The sequence below is a fragment of the Aminobacter sp. LjRoot7 genome (genome assembly GCF_964252895.1).
Classification (GTDB): domain Bacteria; phylum Pseudomonadota; class Alphaproteobacteria; order Rhizobiales; family Rhizobiaceae; genus Aminobacter; species Aminobacter aminovorans_B.
This window is the reverse complement of sequence record NZ_CAXUPX020000011.1, coordinates 77,980-98,326: the sequence shown is the minus strand read 5'-3', so window position 1 is coordinate 98,326 and position 20,347 is coordinate 77,980. Positions and strand designations below refer to the sequence as shown.

Annotated in this window: 19 protein-coding genes; 11 read left to right on the top strand and 8 right to left on the bottom strand. The window is 62.2% G+C overall.

Annotation, left to right across the window (positions count from 1 at the left end; translation table 11 throughout):
* Positions 1–80 precede the first annotated feature (80 nt).
* Both ACSQ3E_RS25360 and ACSQ3E_RS25355 read right to left on the bottom strand, forming a co-directional pair.
* Positions 81–428: a hypothetical protein gene (locus ACSQ3E_RS25360; RefSeq protein WP_436124776.1), complete on the bottom strand. Its 348-nt coding sequence runs from the start codon at positions 426–428 to the stop codon at positions 81–83.
* A 392-nt stretch (positions 429–820) separates the two neighbouring features.
* Positions 821–1,153, bottom strand: a complete 333-nt coding sequence (locus tag ACSQ3E_RS25355; protein WP_436124775.1) for a hypothetical protein — start codon at positions 1,151–1,153, stop codon at positions 821–823.
* Between ACSQ3E_RS25355 and ACSQ3E_RS25350 the strand changes: the two genes are divergently transcribed.
* The 4 genes from ACSQ3E_RS25350 (at position 1,130) to secD (ending at position 7,662) form a co-directional block, all read left to right on the top strand.
* Positions 1,130–3,733, top strand: a complete 2,604-nt coding sequence (locus ACSQ3E_RS25350; RefSeq protein ID WP_436124774.1) for an ATP-binding protein — start codon at positions 1,130–1,132, stop codon at positions 3,731–3,733. The genes ACSQ3E_RS25355 and ACSQ3E_RS25350 overlap by 24 nt on opposite strands.
* Positions 3,734–3,794: 61 nt before the next feature.
* A complete protein-coding gene (locus ACSQ3E_RS25345; protein WP_436124773.1) occupies positions 3,795–4,499 on the top strand; it encodes a response regulator in 705 nt (234 codons plus the stop codon).
* A 139-nt stretch (positions 4,500–4,638) separates the two neighbouring features.
* Positions 4,639–5,028, top strand: coding sequence for a hypothetical protein (locus ACSQ3E_RS25340; protein ID WP_436124772.1), 390 nt, complete (start codon positions 4,639–4,641; stop codon positions 5,026–5,028).
* 99 nt (positions 5,029–5,127) lie between these two features.
* The gene (secD, locus tag ACSQ3E_RS25335) at positions 5,128–7,662 is read left to right on the top strand and encodes a protein translocase subunit SecD (RefSeq protein ID WP_436124771.1); all 2,535 of its coding nucleotides are present in this window, start codon (positions 5,128–5,130) and stop codon (positions 7,660–7,662) included.
* 57 nt (positions 7,663–7,719) lie between these two features.
* On the opposite strand, the gene ACSQ3E_RS25330 is transcribed toward secD, so the two are convergent.
* Both ACSQ3E_RS25330 and ACSQ3E_RS25325 read right to left on the bottom strand, forming a co-directional pair.
* Complete coding sequence (locus tag ACSQ3E_RS25330) at positions 7,720–7,983, bottom strand: DUF1488 domain-containing protein (RefSeq protein ID WP_310323729.1); 264 nt, start codon at positions 7,981–7,983, stop codon at positions 7,720–7,722.
* Between the two features lie 186 nt (positions 7,984–8,169).
* Complete coding sequence (locus ACSQ3E_RS25325) at positions 8,170–8,349, bottom strand: hypothetical protein (RefSeq protein ID WP_436124770.1); 180 nt, start codon at positions 8,347–8,349, stop codon at positions 8,170–8,172.
* A gap of 638 nt (positions 8,350–8,987) precedes the next feature.
* Between ACSQ3E_RS25325 and ACSQ3E_RS25320 the strand changes: the two genes are divergently transcribed.
* The 3 genes from ACSQ3E_RS25320 (at position 8,988) to ACSQ3E_RS25310 (ending at position 11,310) form a co-directional block, all read left to right on the top strand.
* Entirely contained in the window at positions 8,988–9,365 is a 378-nt protein-coding gene (locus ACSQ3E_RS25320) for a COG4315 family predicted lipoprotein (RefSeq protein ID WP_436124769.1), read from the top strand.
* A 75-nt stretch (positions 9,366–9,440) separates the two neighbouring features.
* The gene (locus ACSQ3E_RS25315; protein ID WP_436124768.1) at positions 9,441–9,902 is read left to right on the top strand and encodes a pyridoxamine 5'-phosphate oxidase family protein; all 462 of its coding nucleotides are present in this window, start codon (positions 9,441–9,443) and stop codon (positions 9,900–9,902) included.
* Positions 9,903–9,951: 49 nt separating this feature from the next.
* Positions 9,952–11,310: a glucoamylase family protein gene (locus tag ACSQ3E_RS25310; RefSeq protein ID WP_436124767.1), complete on the top strand. Its 1,359-nt coding sequence runs from the start codon at positions 9,952–9,954 to the stop codon at positions 11,308–11,310.
* Here the strand turns inward: ACSQ3E_RS25310 and ACSQ3E_RS25305 are convergent.
* Genes ACSQ3E_RS25305 through ACSQ3E_RS25295 form a run of 3 tightly spaced genes read right to left on the bottom strand, consistent with a single transcriptional unit; the run spans position 11,307 to position 13,978 of the window.
* The gene (locus tag ACSQ3E_RS25305) at positions 11,307–12,404 is read right to left on the bottom strand and encodes a pyridoxal phosphate-dependent aminotransferase (protein ID WP_436124766.1); all 1,098 of its coding nucleotides are present in this window, start codon (positions 12,402–12,404) and stop codon (positions 11,307–11,309) included. The genes ACSQ3E_RS25310 and ACSQ3E_RS25305 overlap by 4 nt on opposite strands.
* A gap of 24 nt (positions 12,405–12,428) precedes the next feature.
* Positions 12,429–13,025: a TetR/AcrR family transcriptional regulator gene (locus ACSQ3E_RS25300; protein ID WP_436124765.1), complete on the bottom strand. Its 597-nt coding sequence runs from the start codon at positions 13,023–13,025 to the stop codon at positions 12,429–12,431.
* An 11-nt stretch (positions 13,026–13,036) separates the two neighbouring features.
* Positions 13,037–13,978: a nucleoside hydrolase gene (locus ACSQ3E_RS25295; RefSeq protein WP_436124764.1), complete on the bottom strand. Its 942-nt coding sequence runs from the start codon at positions 13,976–13,978 to the stop codon at positions 13,037–13,039.
* A gap of 133 nt (positions 13,979–14,111) precedes the next feature.
* Between ACSQ3E_RS25295 and ACSQ3E_RS25290 the strand changes: the two genes are divergently transcribed.
* A complete protein-coding gene (locus ACSQ3E_RS25290; RefSeq protein ID WP_436124763.1) occupies positions 14,112–15,437 on the top strand; it encodes an NAD(P)/FAD-dependent oxidoreductase in 1,326 nt (441 codons plus the stop codon).
* Between the two features lie 6 nt (positions 15,438–15,443).
* Here the strand turns inward: ACSQ3E_RS25290 and ACSQ3E_RS25285 are convergent, their stop codons facing one another.
* The gene (locus ACSQ3E_RS25285; RefSeq protein WP_436124762.1) at positions 15,444–16,694 is read right to left on the bottom strand and encodes a S41 family peptidase; all 1,251 of its coding nucleotides are present in this window, start codon (positions 16,692–16,694) and stop codon (positions 15,444–15,446) included.
* A 284-nt stretch (positions 16,695–16,978) separates the two neighbouring features.
* Here ACSQ3E_RS25285 and ACSQ3E_RS25280 point away from each other — a divergent pair, with 284 nt between their 5' ends.
* The 3 genes from ACSQ3E_RS25280 to ACSQ3E_RS25270 are packed head-to-tail and all read left to right on the top strand — an operon-like array spanning position 16,979 to position 20,344.
* On the top strand, positions 16,979–18,169 hold the full coding sequence (locus tag ACSQ3E_RS25280; protein WP_436124761.1) for an aminotransferase class V-fold PLP-dependent enzyme: 1,191 nt from the start codon (positions 16,979–16,981) through the stop codon (positions 18,167–18,169).
* A gap of 11 nt (positions 18,170–18,180) precedes the next feature.
* Complete coding sequence (locus ACSQ3E_RS25275; protein ID WP_184770562.1) at positions 18,181–19,146, top strand: HpcH/HpaI aldolase/citrate lyase family protein; 966 nt, start codon at positions 18,181–18,183, stop codon at positions 19,144–19,146.
* A 13-nt stretch (positions 19,147–19,159) separates the two neighbouring features.
* Complete coding sequence (locus ACSQ3E_RS25270) at positions 19,160–20,344, top strand: malate--CoA ligase subunit beta (RefSeq protein WP_310323700.1); 1,185 nt, start codon at positions 19,160–19,162, stop codon at positions 20,342–20,344.
* Positions 20,345–20,347: the final 3 nt, after the last annotated feature.

The following is a 20,347-nucleotide window of genomic DNA, read 5'->3' as shown; positions in this document are numbered from 1 at the left end:
CGCTCCTGATCTAGACCCCTCCTGTTTCGGGCATGTTCCCGGCATCGGGGAGAAGTGTTTCGTTTGTTTCAATGCGATGTTCAGTCGATCTGCGGGGTGCCGCAGGGTGCATGGTGACTGCCTGGACGAGCAGGGCCGCCAATCGCCATCGAGGCAGCTGACGAAAGCCCGATCGAGCCGTGCCCGCTGCCGGCCGTTGCAGACAGAGGCAGGATCCCGAACAGTCGGCGCGACGTGAGCCGCCCTGGAGTCGCGCCCAATGAAACGCGCTGCTTCTTCACAATCCGCGAGGATGTCGTGTTCGACGGCTCGTGCCGTGACGACATCATCCCGGCGGGCGGGAATTGAAAGGTGGAAGCGAAGTCGAAAGCGTGCGCCACGCCGAAGGTCGGCAGAACAGCGCAAAAAGCCAAAATGGTCGATCGCATCTCATGTCTCCTTGAGGACGTTTATGTTCTCGACTTAGTGGGCTCCTCGCCTGCGGGCCGCCTATCAACATCCCGTGGGATTTTGATAGACTGGCTGCTTCCGCATGCCGGGAGCCGACCCAGTGAAGTCGACATGGCGGAAGTTAGCTCAGGCCTGTTTCGGCGCTTTTTCTGAGCTGAGGGAAAAGGTTTCGTTAGTTCGCGTGATTGCGCGAAAATGGCTCTCAGGCCGAAACAATTGAAACAAAGTGAGTGAGTTTCGACCTCATACCGAAACAGAGCGCTTGTAATCATCCGCCGCGCTCACGCCGCCGTGATGTGGCCGCGCAAGGATTGAGGAGACGATCATGCGAGCTGGTGATCCGGCCGTGAATGTTCGGACGGGCTACGCGCTATTCGACAGCAACGACATTCTCGTCGACGCCAACGCCGAGATTTTCGGCGGCATTGTCCAGCCGCGCGGTGAGCAGCCGCCGATGAATGTCATCGCAGCCGTTGCCCTGGTACTTCGTCAATTCGCCAGCTTCGACAGTCTTGTTGTAGAACAGACCGATGATTTCGTGCGCCGCGCCGCGCTGCGCTGGCGGCAGCCGAACGTGCCGCCAATCGAGGCGCAAACCGTCGATGGCGGCTGGAAACTGCTGACAAGCCATCCCCGCCTCGACGCCGGCATCGCGCTGATCAGCACCGACATCACTGAAATGAAGCTGGCCCAGATCGCGCATATCGATAGCGCCGAAATCTTCCGTTGCATCACCGACAGCCATCCGCTGCCGGTCTGGGTCGTCGACGAAGAAAGCAAGCAGATCCTCTACGAGAGCCTCGACGGGTCGCACCTGCTTGGCCGCAAATGGCAACCGCAACTGCAACAGCGCCTCACCGACCACTTTGTGAACCCGGACGAATTCGATCAGGCCTGCCGCTGTGTCCACGGCAATGACATTCTGCGCGACTGCGAGATCCAGATGCAGCGCGAAGACGGGTCACACGTCTGGTGCTCGACGAACTGGCGGCGAAGCGTCTTCCGCTCACGCCCCTCGTTGGTCATTGGCGTGCTCGACATCACCGAGCGCAAGAAGGCCGAGGCGGCCGAGCGCGAAGCGACGTCGCTGATGCAGCGGGTGCTGGACGCTTGCCCATCGCCGACACGCATGTCGACGATCGAAGGCGAGACTCTCTATGCCAATCCCGCCAGCCGGGAACTCTACGGCGACCGCCCTCACATTGCGGACTACTATGTCGACCCTGGCGACAGGAAAATTCTGGTCAGTACCCTTCTGGACAAGGGCAGCATCGACGACTTCCGCGTGCGGCAATATTGTTCCGACGACACCATTTTCTGGGGCTCGCTCTCGGCGCGGCTGATCGACTTCCAGGGCAAGAAGGTGATCGTTTCCAACGCGACGAACATCAACGGCATGATCATGGCGCAGCAACAGACGCGCCAGGCAAACAACCGTCTCACCGACGCGATCGAGTCACTGGCCGAAGGGTTCGCGCTATACGACAAAGACGATTGCCTGGTGCTGGCCAACAGCCAGTATCGGAAGATGCATGCCATCTGCGCGGATGTGCTGGTCCCGGGAGTGAACTGGTTCGATTTCCTGCGTGTAACCGCCGAACGCAGCCAGTTCCGCGTTCCCGGCGACAAGATCGACGAGTGGCTGGCCGAGCGGGCGAGGGATCGGCGCGAGTACCGGCAGCAAGAATTCCAGCATGCCGACGGTGGTTGGTTTTTCGTTTCGAACAGCCCGACCCGCGAGGGCGGCTTCGTCGTCACCCGGCTCGACATCACCGAGCGCAAGCGAGCTGAACTGGCGGCCAAGGAGGCGGACGATCTGGTACGCAGGGTCCTGGAGGCCAGCCCTGTCAGCATCCAGATGACGCGCGCGCATGACGGCAAGCAGCTGTATAGCAGCCCGGCGACGACGAAGCTGCTGGGCGACGTCGCCGGCGCGCTCGACCACTTCGCCACTCCGGCGCATCGCGACGAATATGTCGAACGGCTGCTGCGCGATGGCGCGGTCGACGAATTCGAAACCCAGCTCAAGCGCAGCGACGGCCAGGCATTCTGGTGTTCTATCTCGTCGCGGCTGATCGATTTCCATGGCGAGCAGGTCATTGTTTCCCATACCTACGATCTGAGCGACCGCATCGAGTTGCAGAAGCAGCTCGAACACCAGCGCGAGAAGCTGCACCAGAACGAGAAGCTGTCGGCGCTCGGCGGGTTGCTTGCCGGCGTTGCTCATGAGCTGAACAATCCGCTGTCGGTGGTGCTCGGCATGTCGCTGACGCTGAAAGAGACATCGGTCGACCCCAAGACGGTCGAGCGAGCTGACAAGATCAGCAAGGCGGCGGAACGCTGCGCCCGTATCGTCAAGACCTTCCTGGCCATGGCCAGGCAACAGCCGACGCGGGCGACAAATGTCGCGATAGACGAGGTTGTTTCGGCTGCGCTCGAAGTGGTCAACTATTCGATCCGCTCTTCCGACATCCAGCTCATGTTCGATCTCGAGCCGGATCTGCCGGCGATCTGGGGCGATCCCGATCAACTCAGCCAGGTGCTGATCAACCTGTTGGTCAATGCCGAGCACGCGCTTCACCATTGGGAGGGCCCGAGGAAGATTTTGGTTGCCACGGGGCGTCACCCGGAATGCGGCAACATCACCCTCAGCGTCACCGACACCGGCCCCGGGATCCCGGAGGAAATCCTGCCCCGCATCTTCGAGCCGTTCTTCACCACCAAGGAGGTCGGCGCCGGCACCGGCATCGGTCTGTCCTTCTGCCATCGCATCATCCAGGCGCACCAGGGAACGATCGAGGTTGAAACCATGCCCGGCGGTGGCTCGACCTTCGTCGTCTCGCTGCCTGCTTCCGATCGCCTCGTCGAAGTATCCGGGCCGGCCGACGAAGAGCCATCTAGCTCGGCGGGCCTTTCGTGCCTGGTGGTGGATGATGAGAGGGAGGTTGCCGACCTGATCGCCGAAGTCCTAATGCGCGACGGATTCACTGTCGTCGTCGCGAGGTCGGGCGAAGAAGCGTTGACGCAGCTCAGGAAACGCACGTTTGCCGTCATCCTGAGCGACCTGAAGATGCCGAGCATGGATGGTCGGCGGCTCTATAACTACATCGCCGATTACCACCCGGCGGAGGTCGACAGGCTTGCTTTCCTGACAGGCGACACGATCAGCCCCGATGCGCAGGTCTTCCTGCGTGCCACCAAGCGGCCCTTTCTGGAAAAGCCGGTGAAGCCGATCGAATTGCGCCGGTTTGTTTCAGGGCTGTCGTCAGGCAGGCGTGAATGAAGCCGTTTGATTTGCCGCCCTCGGCGAAGAGGGGTACTTTTCCAATTGAGGTGAGGACCCGGTGACTGCCAGTTCGCAGATCGTCGTTTGCGATGACGAGCCCGATGTCCGCGACATGGTCGCGGAGTATCTGGAACGCCATGGCTATGCCGTGACGACAGCCGATGCCGGGCCGGCTTTGCGCCAGATCGTCGAGAGCCAGCCCGTCGATGTCGTGATCCTCGATATCCGCATGCCGGGCGAGGACGGCCTCTCCCTGGCGCGCTACCTGCGTGAGCATTCCGAGGTTGCGATCATCATGCTGACGGGCTCGGCGGAGATCATCGACCGCGTTGTCGGCCTCGAGATCGGTGCCGACGACTACATCGGCAAGCCGGTTGACCTGCGCGAATTGCTGGCGCGGGTTAAGGCAGTGCTGCGCAGGACGACGGGCAGGGACCGTATTTCAGAAAATGCTCTTGGGCCCCAGAGCGCCCAATTTGGCAGCTGTCGGCTGGATTTGGAAACGCGCAAGCTGTTCGATGCCGAAGGCGGGGACATAGCAATCACCCCGATGGAGTTCCGGCTGCTCAAGGTGTTCGCCGAGAACAAGGGGCGCATACTCAATCGTGACCAGTTGCTCGAGCTTGCGCATGACCGGGGCTGGGATCCGTTTGACCGCAGCATCGACATTCGCATTTCGCGACTGCGCAAGAAAATCGAGACTGATCCGACAAAGCCGGAGGTGATCAAGACCATTCGTGGGGTCGGATACCTCTACGCCTGATCGAGTATAAGGCACTTGCGTTTGCACCGATAGCAACTGTGCGAGCGGCGAGACTTGCTTGGCGTATCCATCAAAATGCCTTACTGGGAGGCTCCTTGGGCAAATCAGCCCCAGAGATCACGGACCGCGCCACCGCCTGATGCAGCAGACCAAGGCATATAGATCGCTTGCGACCGGCATGTTGCCGGCCATGCTGCTATGCCTTTCGGTGATGTTTGCCATGGTTGGCGGGTCGCTGGTCGACAGCATGCCTCTGGCATCTGTGGCCACTGAACCCGCTCCAGGCCAGATGGACGTGCGCGGACGTCATACCGGCCCCGCCATTCCCGAGCGAACATTCGTCGTCGTCGATTGGCGCAGCGCCAAGGCGATGCCGCAGCACGACGACGGCAAGTCGGCAATTATCCCTTCCAGGATCGAAACGCTTGCGATGGCCATTGCCCGTCCGCGGGCCGATCTCGTCTTGCGGACGGATGTCTCGCCCTCTGGGCCGACCTATGGCGCGCGCGCGCCGCCAGCCATCTCCTGAACATTTGTGATGGTGCGGCCCCGACGCCGCGCCGCTGAACTAACAGCCGTTGTCCGCGTGCCCTGACGCCGCGGCGATGGCTTTTACAGGATAGATCATATGCGGACCTCCCGATGGGTGGTGGTGACATACACCATCATCATTTTGGCCGGCATCATTGCCGCGCTTCCCAACGTCCTCACGGCCAAGCAACTGGCAGCATTGCCCGACTGGTTTCCAAAACAGCAAGTCACGCTCGGCCTTGACCTCCAGGGCGGCTCGCACCTGGTGCTTGAAGTCGATGCGGCGGCACTCAAGACCGACCGTCTGCGCTCGCTGCTCGACGATGTGCGTGGCGCTTTGCGCAAGGAGCGCATCAACGCATCCTCGGCGCGGCTCGCCGGCGATGCCATCGTCGTCAACATTGCCGACGACGCGCAGCGCGCGACAGCCCTCGCCACGCTGCAGGCGCTGGCCGTTCCCGTCAGCGGCGGCCTCGGTCTTGGTGGGGGCAAGCCCGACATCGAGGTCACCACTGCCGACAAGCAGATCAAGGTCGTACTGACCGAGGCTGGCCAGCGCGACAAGCTCGACGCCGCACTCCAGCAGAGCCTCGAGATCGTGCGCCAGCGCGTCGACCAGGTCGGTGTCGCCGAGCCGACGATCCAGCGTGTCGGCAGCGACCGCATGCTTGTCCAGTTGCCGGGTCTGCAGGATCCGACACGTTTGCGCGAGCTTCTCGGCAGCACCGCCAAGATGACCTTCCACATGGTGGCCAACGTCGCCAATGGCGAGCCGCTGCCGCGTGGCGTGTCGATGCTGCCAGACGCAAAGTCCGGCGCGCAGTATCCGGTCGAGGACCGCGTCGCGCTCGATGGCGCACGCCTCACCGACGCCCGCGCCGGCTTCGACCAGCGCACCCAGGAACCGCTGGTTTCGTTCCGCTTCGACAGTGTCGGCGCGCGCCAGTTCGCCGAGATCACCGCTGCCAATGTTGGCAAGCCGTTCGCCATCGTGCTCGACGGCAAGGTGCTGTCTGCGCCGAATATCCGCGAACCGATCACCGGAGGCTCGGGCCAGATCAGCGGCAGCTTCAGCGTTGAAGAGACGGTGACGCTGTCGGCGCTTCTGCGCGCCGGCGCGCTGCCGGCACCGCTGACCGTCATCGAAGAGCGCACCGTCGGTCCCGACCTCGGCGGCGACGTCATCAAGATGGGCATCTACACCGGCGTCGCCGGCTTCGTGGCGGTCGTGCTGTTCATGGTCGCGCTCTACGGCACCTGGGGCATGATCGCGAATTTCGCGCTGTTGCTGCACCTGATCTTGACCTTCGGTGTCCTGACCCTGATCGGCGGCACGCTGACGCTGCCTGGCATCGCCGGTATCATCCTGGGCATCGGCTTCGGCGTCGACGCCAACATCCTGATCAACGAACGCATCAGGGAAGAGTCGAAGAAGGGGCTCAGTGCGTTTGCTGCCTTGGACAATGGCTTCAAGCGCGCCTATTCGACCATTGTCGATGCCAACGTGACGTCGCTTATCGCCACCGGCCTGCTGTTCATGTTCGGCTCCGGTCCGGTGCGCGGCTTCGCCATCACCATGTTCCTCGGCACCTGCCTGTCGATGTTCACCGCCGTTTCGGTGACGCGCATCCTCATGGCCGCCGTGGTCCGTCGCAAGCGCTTGAAGACGATCACCATCGAACCGCTCGTCCGCTTCTTCCCGGAGAAGACCTCGATCTCGTTCATGAAGGCTCGCTATCTAGGCATCGGCATGTCGATCTTCCTGTCGCTGGCCTCCATCGGCCTGTTCTTCAAGCCGGGCCTCAACTACGGCATCGACTTCAAGGGCGGCATCCAGGTCGAGATCGCGACGTCGACCCCGGCCGACCTGGCACAGCTGCGCAGCACGCTCGGTGGCCTGAACATCGGCGAGGTGGCGTTGCAACAGATTGGCAGCGACGGCAACGTGCTGATCCGCGTGCAGCGCCAGGAGGGTGGCGAGGCAGCACAGACCGCTGCCGTCGACACCATCAAGTCAGCGGTGCAGAAGCTCGATCCAAGCGTGAAGTTCGAACGCACCGAAGTGGTGGGTCCGAAGGTCAGCGGCGAGCTGGCGCAGTCCGGCATCCTGGCCGTGGTGTTGGCCGCGCTTGCAATGCTGGTCTACATCTGGTGGCGCTTCGAGTGGAACTTCGCCATCGGCGCCATCGCCACGCTGGTGCTCGATACCACCAAGATGGTCGGTTTCTTCGCGTTGTTCGGGCTGGACTTCAACCTGACGGCGATCGCAGCACTTTTGACCATCATCGGCTATTCGGTCAACGACAAGGTCGTGGTCTACGACCGCATGCGTGAGAACCTGCGTCTCTACAAGAAGATGCCGCTGCGCGAGATCATCGACATGAGCATCAATCAGGTGTTCGCGCGCTGTATCTACACCTCCGTCGCCATCCTGCTGTCGATGCTGCCGATGGCGATCTGGGGCGGTAGTGCCGTCGAGAACTTCGCCGTTCCGATGGTCTTCGGCGTGTTCATCGCAACGACCTCGTCGATCTTCATCGCAGCGCCGATTCTGCTGCTTCTCGGCGATTGGTGGCAGCACCGCAGTGCAGGCCGCGAGCCATCGACTGGAGCCGTGACGACCAAGGCCTAGCTGTCCCTGTCGGAGCCGTCCTGGTGGCGGCTCCGACAAAGGCCGGCCGGCAGCGCGTCATCTAAAGTCGTGTGCGGTCAGCACATACAAGCGCTTGCGTCCGTGGGAATAGACTTCACGAGCGACGTCCTGGATCGAAATTCGAGCCGCATCGAAGGCGGCAAGATATCGTGTTTCATTGTCTGCGGCCGGCTGTGCGGGCTTGAGAGCCTGAACCTCGATGAAAAACGGAACTTCGAACGTGCCATCGTATCCCAAGAAACGTATGGCTTTTCTCGCGGCGTCATAGCTGCGGCTTCTGTTTGGAAAGGCGAGTGTCATCTTTTTGCTCCAGTGCAGGATAGTCGGAAGATCAGATCGCCGAAGTGCCCGGACAACCGGGAGCCACTAATGCGCTGGGTGCCGGACGGGGATTAGGTTTCCCGTCCAGTAGGAACCGCAAACATCCATCGACTTAGATAGGTTTGTCGGCTGACTTGCGCGCGCTGCGATGTTGCGTGCCCAAGGTCATTCCGCCTCATCATGCAGTCGAGAGGTCGGCATGTCCCGCGTCAGTAGGCCGCCGAGAATGCGGGCCGCTTCGCGCAAAAGGGCTTGCATGTCCTGCTGCGTGACCGCATGCGGGTCGTCCGCCACATCGAGAAGCTGACGCACGAGTTTGACGCGGCGCTGATGCAGTTCAGCCATCAGGGGCTCTTCCATTTTTCGCTCGGAGCGTAGATGGCCGCTTGGCTAGCTAAGGCGGTTGCGTTCGTGCAATTCACTTGCGCGCCACCGCTTGCCGGCAGCGTGATTGACACGTCTACGATCAGCCTCACCGTGTGGCGCCCCTGTGCGGCTTTGGTGACGCCGTGGCGATCGCGCCGCCTTCGTCGTCCCACCGATCGATGGCCAAATCCATGGTCTTACGCTGGCGTGCGTAGCTCGCATAACGCCTGCGAAGGCCATCGACGGCTCTTGTTCCGCCTTGGAAGTTGTCACTCAGAAATTGCGCTGTCGCAGCTGTGCTGTCGGGCTGAGAGCTACCTTGACGGATTTTGGCTTGCAAGCGCGCGCTCAGGCTCATGTCTTCGGAAGTCGGATGGTTGGAAGACACTGTGTCCTCCTTTCAGTTGGGGCTAGGGCACGATGGCCGCCCTCAATCAGCCGCGCCCTAAGACGAGCGGCCGACAACCGACCCTGCGCCTTTATCAAGTTCGCGTCTACACTGTTGGTCAGCTATTCCGCACGGCAAATATTTCTGCAAATAGAGGAACGAAGATCAGCAGCCGGACGTTTTGTTTCTGGCGGCATTCGACCGCCCACCAACAATAAGGAAAATCAAAATGAAGCGCATTGCATTTGGACTTGCAGCTGTACTTATGACCGCTGGATCGGGTTTTGCTGCTGAGCCGGCAATGATGGCGAAGACGCCAAAAGGCGAAATATACACGGACATGAAGGGCATGACGCTCTATACGTTCGACAAAGACAAAGCGGGCGCATCCAGCTGCTATGATGCTTGTGCCGAAGCTTGGCCAGCGCTCAAGGCCGATGCAAAGTCAAAGGCCGAGGGCGCGTGGACTGTCGTTGACCGGACTGATGGCACCAAGATGTGGGCGTATGACGGAAAGCCGCTCTACACCTATGCCAAGGACAAGAAGGCAGGTGAAATGAACGGCGAAGGCGTTGGCGGCGTTTGGCATATGGCCAAGGCCAGCTAACCATCACTATGGCGGCGTCTCACGGCGCCGCCGCTATGCCCACAGACGCCGAAGTCGGAGGAGTAGGAGCAGGCAATGATAGTGCAGGAGATGACGCGAGAAGAAAACACGGCCCTCGTGTCGGCGCAACGGCTAGGACGGCTGGCTTGTGTACGAGACAATCGGCCTTACATCGTGCCCTTCTATTACGCATTGTCCGACGATCATCTGTATAGCTTTTCGATGCAGGGTCAGAAGATCGACTGGATGCGCGAGAATGCTGAGGTGTGTGTTCTGGTCGACGAAGTGGGCGCCAATCGAGAGTGGCGAAGCGTTATCGTTTTCGGTCTTTTTGAGGAACTGCCAGAGACGCCACAGTGGCGACGTGATCGCGATCATGCATGGTCCCTGCTTCAGCAACACGCCAACTGGTGGGAGCCAGGAAGTCTGAAGCCTCGCGCTAGAGGAATGGTGGACGCTTCACCATCGGTATTTTATAGGATCAAGATTGAAAGCATGACCGGCAGGCATGCTCGTGCGGCAACGTCGACTGACTAGCTTGTGCGAGCGGCCTCTTCAGTGACGGATTTGGCGGCATACTGGCACCATGATTCTTGCCTTGCCTCCGACGATCGACCTTCCAGAAGATTCGTCCGAACTGTCCGATGACGCCCTGCTTGATATCGTGCAGCGTCATACGATCCGCTACTTCTGGGAGGGCGGCCATCCGGTCAGTGGCCTTGCCCGGGACCGACAGAAGACCGCCGGCGACGCGCCGAACGATCTCGTGGCGATCGGCGGCTCCGGCTTCGGGATCATGGTCATCATCGTTGCGGTCGAGCGCGGCTGGGTCGATCGCGCCGAAGCCCTTCGTCGATTGCATCGGATGCTCGATGTACTTGAGGGCTCGCCGCGGCACCACGGCATGTTCCCGCATTTCGTCAACGGCTCTACGGGCGACACCATTCCGTTCCGACGCAAGGACGATGGCGCCGACATTGTCGAGACGACGTTTCTGTTTCAGGGCCTGATTTGTGCCCGCGAATATCTCGACCAGATTGCAGGCGACGAGCAGCGTTTTCGCGATCGGGTGAACGCGCTGCTGGCGCAGGCCGAGTGGGATTGGTTTGCGCGCAAAGGCAAACTCTACTGGCACTGGAGCCCGAGGCATGGCTGGGCGATGAACAGCCCGATCGAAGGCTGGAACGAGTGCTTGCTTGCATTCGTTCTGGCAGCGGGATCGCAACATCACGCCATAGATCCGGATTGCTACCACGACGGTTTTGCTGGCGGACCAGCGTTCCAAAACGGGCGTGACCATCACGGGATCGTCTTGCCGCTCGGTACGGACTTTGGCGGCCCGCTCTTTTTCGCGCACTATTCCTTCTGCGGGCTCGATCCCCGTGGCTTAAGTGACCGCTATGCCGACTATTGGGAACAAAATGTCGGGCACGCGCGGATTAACCATCGCCATTGCGTGCTCAACCCGCATAACCATCAAGGCTACGGCGCTGATTGCTGGGGGCTCACCGCGTCTCACGGGCCGACGGGTTACATCGCGCATGCTCCCGATAGAGATGTCGGCGTCATCACGCCGAGTGCGGCACTGTCCAGCTTTCCTTATGTTCCTGATCAAGCGATGGCCGCTCTACGTGGTTTCCTGACCAAGCCAAGGAATCGCATCTGGGGCCGTTTCGGCTTCGTCGACGCGTTCTGCGAAAACCGCAACTGGTATGCCCGAACCTATCTGGCCATCAACCAGGGCCCCATCGTCGCAATGATCGAAAATCACCGAACTGGGCTTTTGTGGAAGCTGTTCATGGGCGCACCGGAAGTCCGCCTTGGCCTGGCCAGGCTGGGTTTCACCCGACCTGGAACCAACAGGCAAAAGGACCATCCCGGTGCGGATGCCGCTCATGCCTCGCACTCGGAGCGTGAAGCGGCTGTGTTGCTTGCGGTTTCCTAGCCGTTGGCAGCACGGACTTCGACGCGCAACAGGGTGAGCATCTCATCGAGATCGGCCCGGTCGGCGATCGAAATGCGCAGCCATTCCGGCAAGCCGTAGTCTTCGTTCGAGCGGATGATGAAGCCTTGCCTGGCGAGCCGCGCCACCGTCTCCTGGGCCCAGCCGGCATAGGCGCCGGGCAGGCGAACGAAGGCGAAGTTGGCGGCACTTGGCGAAATCTCGAAACCGAGCTTGCGAAGTTCGCCTTCGAGATATTCGCGCTCCTCGGCCGTGCGGGAGCGCACGTGCTGGACGAAGTCCTGTTCCCCGACCGCGACAGTAGCCGCCACCTGGGCCAGGCCGTTGACGTTGCCGATGCCGCGCACATTGTTCAGCGCGGAGACCACCTCCGGATAGGCATAGGCCCAGCCAGCGCGCGCGGACGCCAGGCCATAGGCCTTGGAGAAGGTGCGGGTGACGATGACATTGGGATGGCGATCGGCGATTTCGAAGGTCGCGACAGCCTCGGCCGGGTCGACATATTCGGCATAGGCCGCATCGAGCACCAGAACGACATGCGATGGCAACTCGCGCGCCAGCCGCGCCACCTCGTCCATCGGAACGACCGAGCCGGTGGGATTGTTGGGATTGGCAAGGAAGACGACGCGCGTTTTGGGCGTGACGGCCGCCAACAGCGCATCGACATCGACGGAAAAATCGGGGCCCAATGAGGCCTCGACTGCCTTGGCGCCGAGGCGATAGGCGACGATGGCGAACTGCAGGAAGGAATAGGCGGGGAACAGGATTTCGTCGCCGGCGCGCGCGTAGACGCGGCCGACGGCATCGAGCAGCTCTTCCGAGCCGTTGCCGCAAACGATGCGGGTCGGGTCGAGGTTGAACTGCTTGCCGATTGCCGCGCGCATCGTACCGCAGTTCGGGTCGGCATAACGAAATACGTTGGGCGCTGCCTCGCGAATTGCCTCGACCACGCCGGGCGCCGATCCGAGCCAGCTCTCGTTGAGCCCGAGATTGACGATGCGTGCCGCGCCCGTGGTATCGATCTTCTTGACGACGGTCAGCGTTCGGGCGGACAGGTAAGGCACGGGCAGGGACATTTCGTTTCCTCGAAGTAACTTGTCTTAGTCGGAGCCGATCAGGATCTTGGTGTAGAGCGAGCGGAAGCGCTTGCGGTCCGCCGGCGGCTCCTTGAAGTGGGTGGCGTAGTAGCCGATCTGCTGGAAATAGGTGATGCGGGCGCGGATCAGGCTTTCGTCCTGGTCGTAGCCCATCGCGGCAAACGCCCTGACGAGCAGCGCCATGCGAAAATCGTCCTGCGCCTGCACCTTGCGGGCAATCACCGCCGAACCGCGCGCCCAGTCGCGGATGGCCTGGTCGAGCCGTGGGCTGAACGGGTCCTCCCTGATCCACACGCCTGTTACCGCGTCGAAGAAAGCCGGGCCGTCGATGCCCTCCTGGTCGATGAGGGCTTCGAACGGCCTGCAATTGCGCTGGCGCCATTCTTCCAGAAGGCTGTCGAGCAAGTCCTTCAGGTTTTTGAAATGAAAGTAGAAGCTGCCGCGCGTGACCTTCAGCTGTTTCGACAGGTGGTCGATCTTGACGTTGGCGATGCCCTTCTTTTCCAACGCAGCGATGGCAGCGGCAATCCACGCCTGGCGAGACAGCGTTTTGCGCGTCTCGGACTTGGCTGATCGCTCGGGAGGTGGGCTGCGCTTCATCTCTTAGTCCCTCAGGGGAGGTTGCCGAAGCGCTCTAGCATCAGCGCGAAGAAGCCGTCGGCGTCGATGCGGCGCAAAACGTTACAGTTCTTGCGCCGGCCGGTGACGTGCCACCAGTCGACTACGGTCATGCCGATGGTCTCAGGCGACATCAGTTCGATGGTTACGTTGCACTGCTTCTGCTCATAAAGATGCGGCGCGAGCAGATAACCGGTCACGCAGGCGTCGTGGATGGGACGGGCCTCGGTCGGGAATTTGTGCGAGCCGTACTGGCGGTAGAAGTCGGCCATGTTGGCGGCTTCGATGGCCGAGCGGGTGCCGAGCGCACGCAGCTGTTGCAACCATTCCGGCGTCATCTGTGCAGTGTAGGTGCAGTCGATGCCGGCCATGGTGACCGGCACGCCGGAATCGAACACGACTGCCGCCGCATGAGGGTCGACCCAGATGTTGAACTCGGCCGCAGGCGTGGCATTGCCGCCCTCGAAGAAACCGCCGCCCATCAGCACCACTTCGCGGATGCGCGGGATGATGCGCGGCTCCATCACCATCGCCATGCCGAGATTGGTCATCGGCCCGAGCGTGCAGACGGTGATCTCGCCTTCGGGCGCTGCCATCAGCGTGTCGACGAGGAAGTTGACGGCATGCTTGTCCTGTAGCGGCTTAGTCGGTTCGGGCAGGACGCAGCCGTCGATGCCGGTCGGACCGTGGACATATTCGGCGGTCTTGAGCGCCTTGACCATCGGGCGCGAGCAGCCGGCATAGACCGGTAGGTCGGAGCGAGCGGCGAGCTCGGCGATCTGCAGGGCGTTGCGCGAGGTCAGCGCCAGCGGCACGTTGCCGCCGACGGTGGTCAGCGCCAGCACCTCGAGCTCGGGCGAGCCGAGCGCGAACAGGATGGCAAAGGCATCGTCCTGGCCGGGGTCGGTATCGATGATGATCTTTCGCGGCGACATGGCTCTTCCCCCCGGTTCGATCGCCGGTTAGCTTCGGCGGCATTGCAAGAATTGGGCGCCAATGCATACAGTACTGTATGTTATTTTCAAGACGGGTTGGCACGCCTCCCGTTGGCACATCGAGGAGAAATGAATGGGGCCTCCAGTCGATCCGGTTCCCGCTGGCGACATCCAGCCGAAGAGTGCCGACGTCGTCATCGTTGGTGGCGGCATCATTGGCGCCAGCGCGGCGTTGTTCCTGGCGCGCAAGGGCATTTCGGTCGTCGTCTGCGAGAAGGGGCACGTGGCCGGCGAGCAGTCGAGCCGCAACTGGGGTTGGTGCCGCCGCATGGGCCGCGATCCGCGCGAGCTGCCGCTGATTGTCGAAGCGCTGAAGATGTGGGGCGGCCTCGAGGAGCTTATCGGCGAAGACGTGGGCTTTCGCCGCACGGGCATCCTCTATCTCTGCCAGGACGACAGCGACGTCGAACATCATGCCGAATGGGTGAAAAACGCCGGCGACTATGCGCTCGATAGCAAGATGATCGAGGGCAGGGCGCTGGCCGAACTCATGCCGGGTGCTCAGAAGATGTTCCGGGCTGCACTGCACACGCCGAGCGACGGTAGGGCCGAACCGCAGAAGGCAGCGCCGGCGATCGCCCGTGCCGCCCAGCGTGCCGGCGCGCGCATCCTGCTCCGTTGCGCCGTGCGCGAGATCGAGACAGAGGGTGGTCGCGTCTCGGGCGTGGTGACCGAGAACGGCCCGATCCGTACCAGCACCGTTGTCGTCGCCGGCGGCGCGTGGTCGAGCCAGCTCTGCCGATCGGTCGGCATCCGCCTGCCGCAACTTGCCGTGCGCTCGTCGGTGATGCGTACCGGTCCTGTTCAAGGCGGTCCCGATGGTGCCGCTTGGACGGAAGGCTTTGCCTATCGCAAGCGCCTTGACGGCGGCTACACCATCGCCAACGGCACCATCAGCTATCATCATGTGAACCCCGACAGCTTTCGCTACTTCACCGATTTCCTGCCGATCCTGTCGCGGGAATGGCGCTCCATTGGCCTGCGCTTTGGTGATTTTGTCGGTGGTCCCTTCGGGCTTTCACCCAGGCTGGAAGGCGAGGGTAGTGTCTATGAGCGGCACCGCACGCTTGATCCGGAACCGGCGGTTGCTCCGCTCGAAGCTGCCCGCTCCAATATGGAGAAGGTATTTCCGGTGCTGAAAGGCGTGCCAACGCTGCAACGCTGGGCCGGCTTCATCGATGCCACGCCAGATGCGGTGCCGGTGATTTCGCCGGTCAAGTCGCTGCCCGGGCTGGTCATCGCCACTGGCTTTTCCGGCCATGGCTTCGGCATCGGCCCGGCCGCTGGGCGGCTCACGGCTGATATCGTCACCAGCGATAAGCCTTTGGTGGACCCGACGGCCTTTCGTTACGAGCGCTTCATCGACGGCACCAAGCATCGTCCGACGACGGGGGTGTGATAGTGCTCAGCCGCCGGCGAGGATGCGCTGCATCTCTTGCAGGGCGGCTTCGCGCTGCGGGTCCCGGCCCGCGGCGTAGGGCAGGCTGAAGTCAACCGGGATGTCGGGCGCGACGCCGATGCCCTCCAGCCGCACGTCGTCGCCGATGACAGCGTCGGAGACCGCCACTTCAAGCAGGCTGTCGTCCGGTAGGAGATAGGCACGTCCGGCCAGCAACGCACCGGCGGTGCGGGAGCCGACGAGCGGAATGCCGTTGCTCTTCAGCGCATAGGCAAACAGCTCAAGCCCGCTTCGCGCGCCTTCGTCGATGATGGCAACGACCGGTTTTTGCCAACGCACATTGGCAAGCGTTGCCTCGCCGTCCCGCGGGATGAGCCGGAATGTCGGGGTGTCGCCGACGAACAGCTCGGCCGCATCGGAAGGGCCGCCGCCCCATCGTCCGCGCAGGTCGACGACCATGCCGTCGACGTCCTTGAGGCGACCATCCGCCATTTCGCGGGCAACGATGTCTAGGCCGTCAGGTGCCGAAAGCGTCCACAGCCTGACATAGCCGGCCCGCTTCCCCTCACGCTGAGTGATGCCGATGCTTGTCTCGATCGCTCGCTCGAAAGTCCTGAGCGGGCGCAGCCGCTCCACCCCAACCTTGACGGAGATAGGTTCGGCACCGGCGTTCCGGCGCAGCCTGATCTCGACGTCGCGGCCGACCTTGTCGGTGAACGATGCAATCTCATGATAGGGAGCGCCGTCGACCGAAAGGATTTCGTCGCCGGTCAGTATGCCTGCCCGCGCCGCCGACGAACCGTCATAGACGTCGCTGACGAACAGCGAGCCTGCCAGTGGTTCGGCGATCATGCCGATGCCGGGGTAGCTGACCTGGCCGTCGGGCGGAAACAGCCGCCGCATGTTATTGCGGATGGCAAAGCGGAAGATGTCGGCGAGCTCGAAATAGGCGATCGTGTCTGGCTCGAAACGGCCGGTGTGTGAGGCCTGAAGACTGGCAAGCACGCTGTCGATCGCCTTGTCGACCCGTGTCTCCGAACTGTTCGCGTTGAGCGGTTCTTTGCCGATTTCCTGCCTGACCGTAGTGCCGAAACGCGGAAGCGCCGAGGCGTCGTGGAAATTGTCGACGACGAGTTCGACGGCGCGGTCAAAAACGGAATTGCCCGATTTCGGCGGCGCGTCATCCGCCACAACAGGCAAAGGCTGCAGCAGATAGAGGGCTGTCGCCGCGAGGAAGCCAAAGGTCTTGATGTCCATGGGCGGTTCCTTCTCCGACCCATTATCGGCCCAAGTCGCGGCAGAACGAGCCCCCTCGCTGACAAGTTTGCGTGAGCGGAACTGACACAATGCGCGTGGTTGCCGGGTAGGCTTCGCCCTATCCGACAGGGGGTCGGCACATCTGAAAGAGTAGGCCCGGCCCAACGCCCAAAGGTCCGCGAATCTATCCCGGCAGGTGTTGTGAGCCGGCAGTGCAAAACCGATCATCCTCCCGAAAGCCACAGACAGGCACTACGCCGCAACAGTTTTCGGGAGGACTTTTCATGGCCGGCTTCAATCAGCTTTTCGTTCCAGGACCGACCAACGTTCCGGAGAGTGTCCGACAGGCGATGAACATGCCGATGGAAGACATGCGTGCGCCGGATTATCCTTCGTTCACGCGCGGCCTGTTCACCGACCTGATGAAGGTGTTCCGCAACGAGACCGGCCGTGCCTTCATCTTCCCGTCCTCGGGCACCGGTGCCTGGGAATCGGCGATCACCAACACGCTTAGCCCCGGCGACCGCGTGCTAATGTCGCGTTTCGGCCAGTTCTCGCATCTGTGGGTCGACATGGCCGAACGCTTCGGCCTCGACGTCGATGTCGTCGATGTGGAGTGGGGCACGGGCGTTCCGGTCGAGATCTATGCCGAGCGTCTCGCAGCCGACAAGGAACACCGCATCAAGGCGGTCTTCGTCACCCACAATGAAACCGCAACCGGCGTCACCAGCGATGTCGGCGCGGTGCGTGCCGCGCTCAATGCCGCCAAGCACCCGGCACTTCTCTTCGTCGACGGCGTGTCGTCGGTCGGCTCGATCGACTTCCGCCAGGAAGAGTGGGGCGTCGACTGCGCTGTGTCGGGTTCGCAGAAGGGCTTCATGCTGCCGCCCGGCCTCGGTTTCCTGTCGGTCAGCCAGAAGGCTCTCAACGCTGCCAAGTCGGCAAAGTTCAGCCGCTGCTACTTCTCATTCGAAGACCAGATCCGCGCCAACGATACTGGCTACTTCCCCTACACGCCGGCCGTCCAGCTGCTGCGCGGCCTGCGCGCTGCCCTCGACCTGATCCAGGAAGAAGGCCTCGACAACATCTTCGAACGCCACCACCGGCTGGCGACCGGCGTGCGCAAGGCAGTCGACGCATGGGGCCTGCGTGTCTGCGCCAAGGAAGCAAAGTGGAACTCAGACACGGTTAGCGCGATCGTGGTTCCGGAGGGCATCGACAGTGCAGACATCGTCCGCCGCGCCTACAACGGTTACCAGACCTCGCTCGGCGTCGGCCTCAACAAGGTCGCCGGCAAGGTGTTCCGCATCGGCCATCTCGGTTGGGTCAATGAAGTGATGATGTGCGGTGCGATCTCGGCGGCTGAAATGTCGCTGCGTGACTGCGGCGTCAAGGTTCAGCCGGGTTCCGGCGTCGGTGCCGCGCTCGAGCACTACCGTCTGTCGGCCCAGCCGGCCGTCGCCAAGGCAGCCTGAGGGAGGATCGCATGAGCCATACACTCCACCACCTCCGCAAGCTGCGCCTGCAGCGCTCGGAACTCGCCGTACCGGGCTCCAATCCGGAGATGATCCGCAAGGCCGCCGACGGTGAAGCCGACTACATCTTCCTCGATATCGAGGATGCGGTGGCACCGCCAGACAAGGAACGCGCCCGCAAGAACATCATCCAGGCGCTGAACGAGATCGACTGGCGCGCCAAGGGCAAGACCATTTCGGTCCGTATCAACGGCCTCGACACCCATTACATGTACCGCGACGTGGTCGATGTAATGGAACAGGCCGGCGACAAACTCGACACCATCCTGGTGCCGAAGGTCGGCGTTCCCGCCGATCTCTATACGGTCGACGCCATGGTCAGCCAGATCGAGATGGCAAAGGGCTTCAAGACCCGCGTCGGTCTGGAAGCGCTGATCGAAACGGCACTTGGCATGGCCAATGTCGAGGCAATCGCTGCTTATGGCGGTCGGCTCGAGGCGATGCATTTCGGTGTCGCCGACTATGCCGCGAGCTGCAAGGCACGTACCGTCAGCATCGGTGGTCTCAACCCCGATTATCCTGGTGATCAGTGGCACGCCGCCCTGTCGCGCATGACCGTCGCCTGCCGCGCCTACGGCCTGCGTCCCATCGACGGACCGTTCGGCGACTTCTCCGATCCTGAGGGTTACATCGCCGGCGCAAAGCGTGCCGCGGCGCTCGGCATCGAAGGCAAGTGGGCGATCCACCCCTCGCAGATCGAGCTGGCCAATGCGGTGTTCTCGCCGCCGGAAAAGGAAGTCACCCGCGCCCGCCGCATCATCGAAGTGCTCAAGGAAGCCGAGGAGCAGGGCAAGGGTGCCGCAGCTCTCGACGGCAAGATGATCGACGCCGCATCCGAACGCATGGCCCGCAACGTCCTGGTCATGCATGACGCAATCGAGCAGTCGGCGCGGTCGCGCAACGGCCTGCCAAACTGAGGAGGAGTTCGACATGGATATTCATGAATACCAGGCCAAGGAACTGCTCGCCCGCTACTCGGTGCAGATCCCGCGCGGCGGCCTTGCCTACAGCCCGGAGCAGGCAACCTATCGCGCAAGCGAAATCGGCGGCGGCAAATGGGTAGTCAAGGCACAGATCCATTCAGGCGCCCGCGGCAAGGCTGGTGGCATCCGCATCTGCTCTACTGACAATGAGGTCTCCGAGGCTGCCGAATCCATGCTCGGCCGCAAGCTGGTGACGCACCAGACCGGCCCCAAGGGCAAGCTGGTGTCGCGGCTTTATGTCGAAGAAACCGTCGACATCCGCCAGGAGCTCTATCTCGGCATCGTGCTCGACCGTAAGTCCGAGCGCGTCATGATCGTGGCGTCGGCTTCTGGCGGCATGGAGATCGAGGAGATCGCCGAAAAGCAGCCCGACTCGATCATCCGCGCCATCGTCGATCCGGGTGCCGGCATGCAGCAGTTCCAGGCCCGCGAGATCGCCTTCGGCCTCGGCCTCGACAACAGCCTGATCGGCAAGGCCGTCGACACGCTGCTCGGCTGCTACCGCGTCTTCCGCGACTTCGACGCCTCGATGCTGGAGATCAACCCGCTCGTCATCACCAAGGACGGCAACCTGATCGCGCTCGATGCCAAGATGTCGTTCGACGAAAACGCCCTGTTCCGCCGCGCCGAGATTTCGGAGCTGCGCGACAAGTCGCAGGAAGATCCGCGCGAAACCTTCGCCAGCGACCGTGGACTGTCCTATGTCGGTCTCGAAGGCAACATCGGCTGCATCATCAACGGTGCCGGTCTCGCCATGGCCACGATGGACATGATCAAGATCGCCGGCGGCGAGCCGGCGAACTTCCTCGATATCGGTGGCGGTGCGTCGCCTGAACGCGTGGCCAAGGCATTCCGCGCTGTCCTGGCCGACAAGAACATCGAGACCATCCTCGTCAACATCTTCGCCGGCATCAACCGCTGCGACTGGGTGGCCGAGGGCGTGATCAAGGCAATCCGCGAGGTCGGCGTCAACGTGCCGCTGGTGGTGCGTCTCGCCGGAACGAATGTCGAAGAGGGCCGGCGCATTCTCGCCGAGTCGGGCGAAAAGGTGATCGTCGCCGATACGCTCGCCGAGGCGGCCGAGAAATCGGTCGAAGCGATGCGCGCCTACTCGAAATCAAAAAAGAACTAAGGG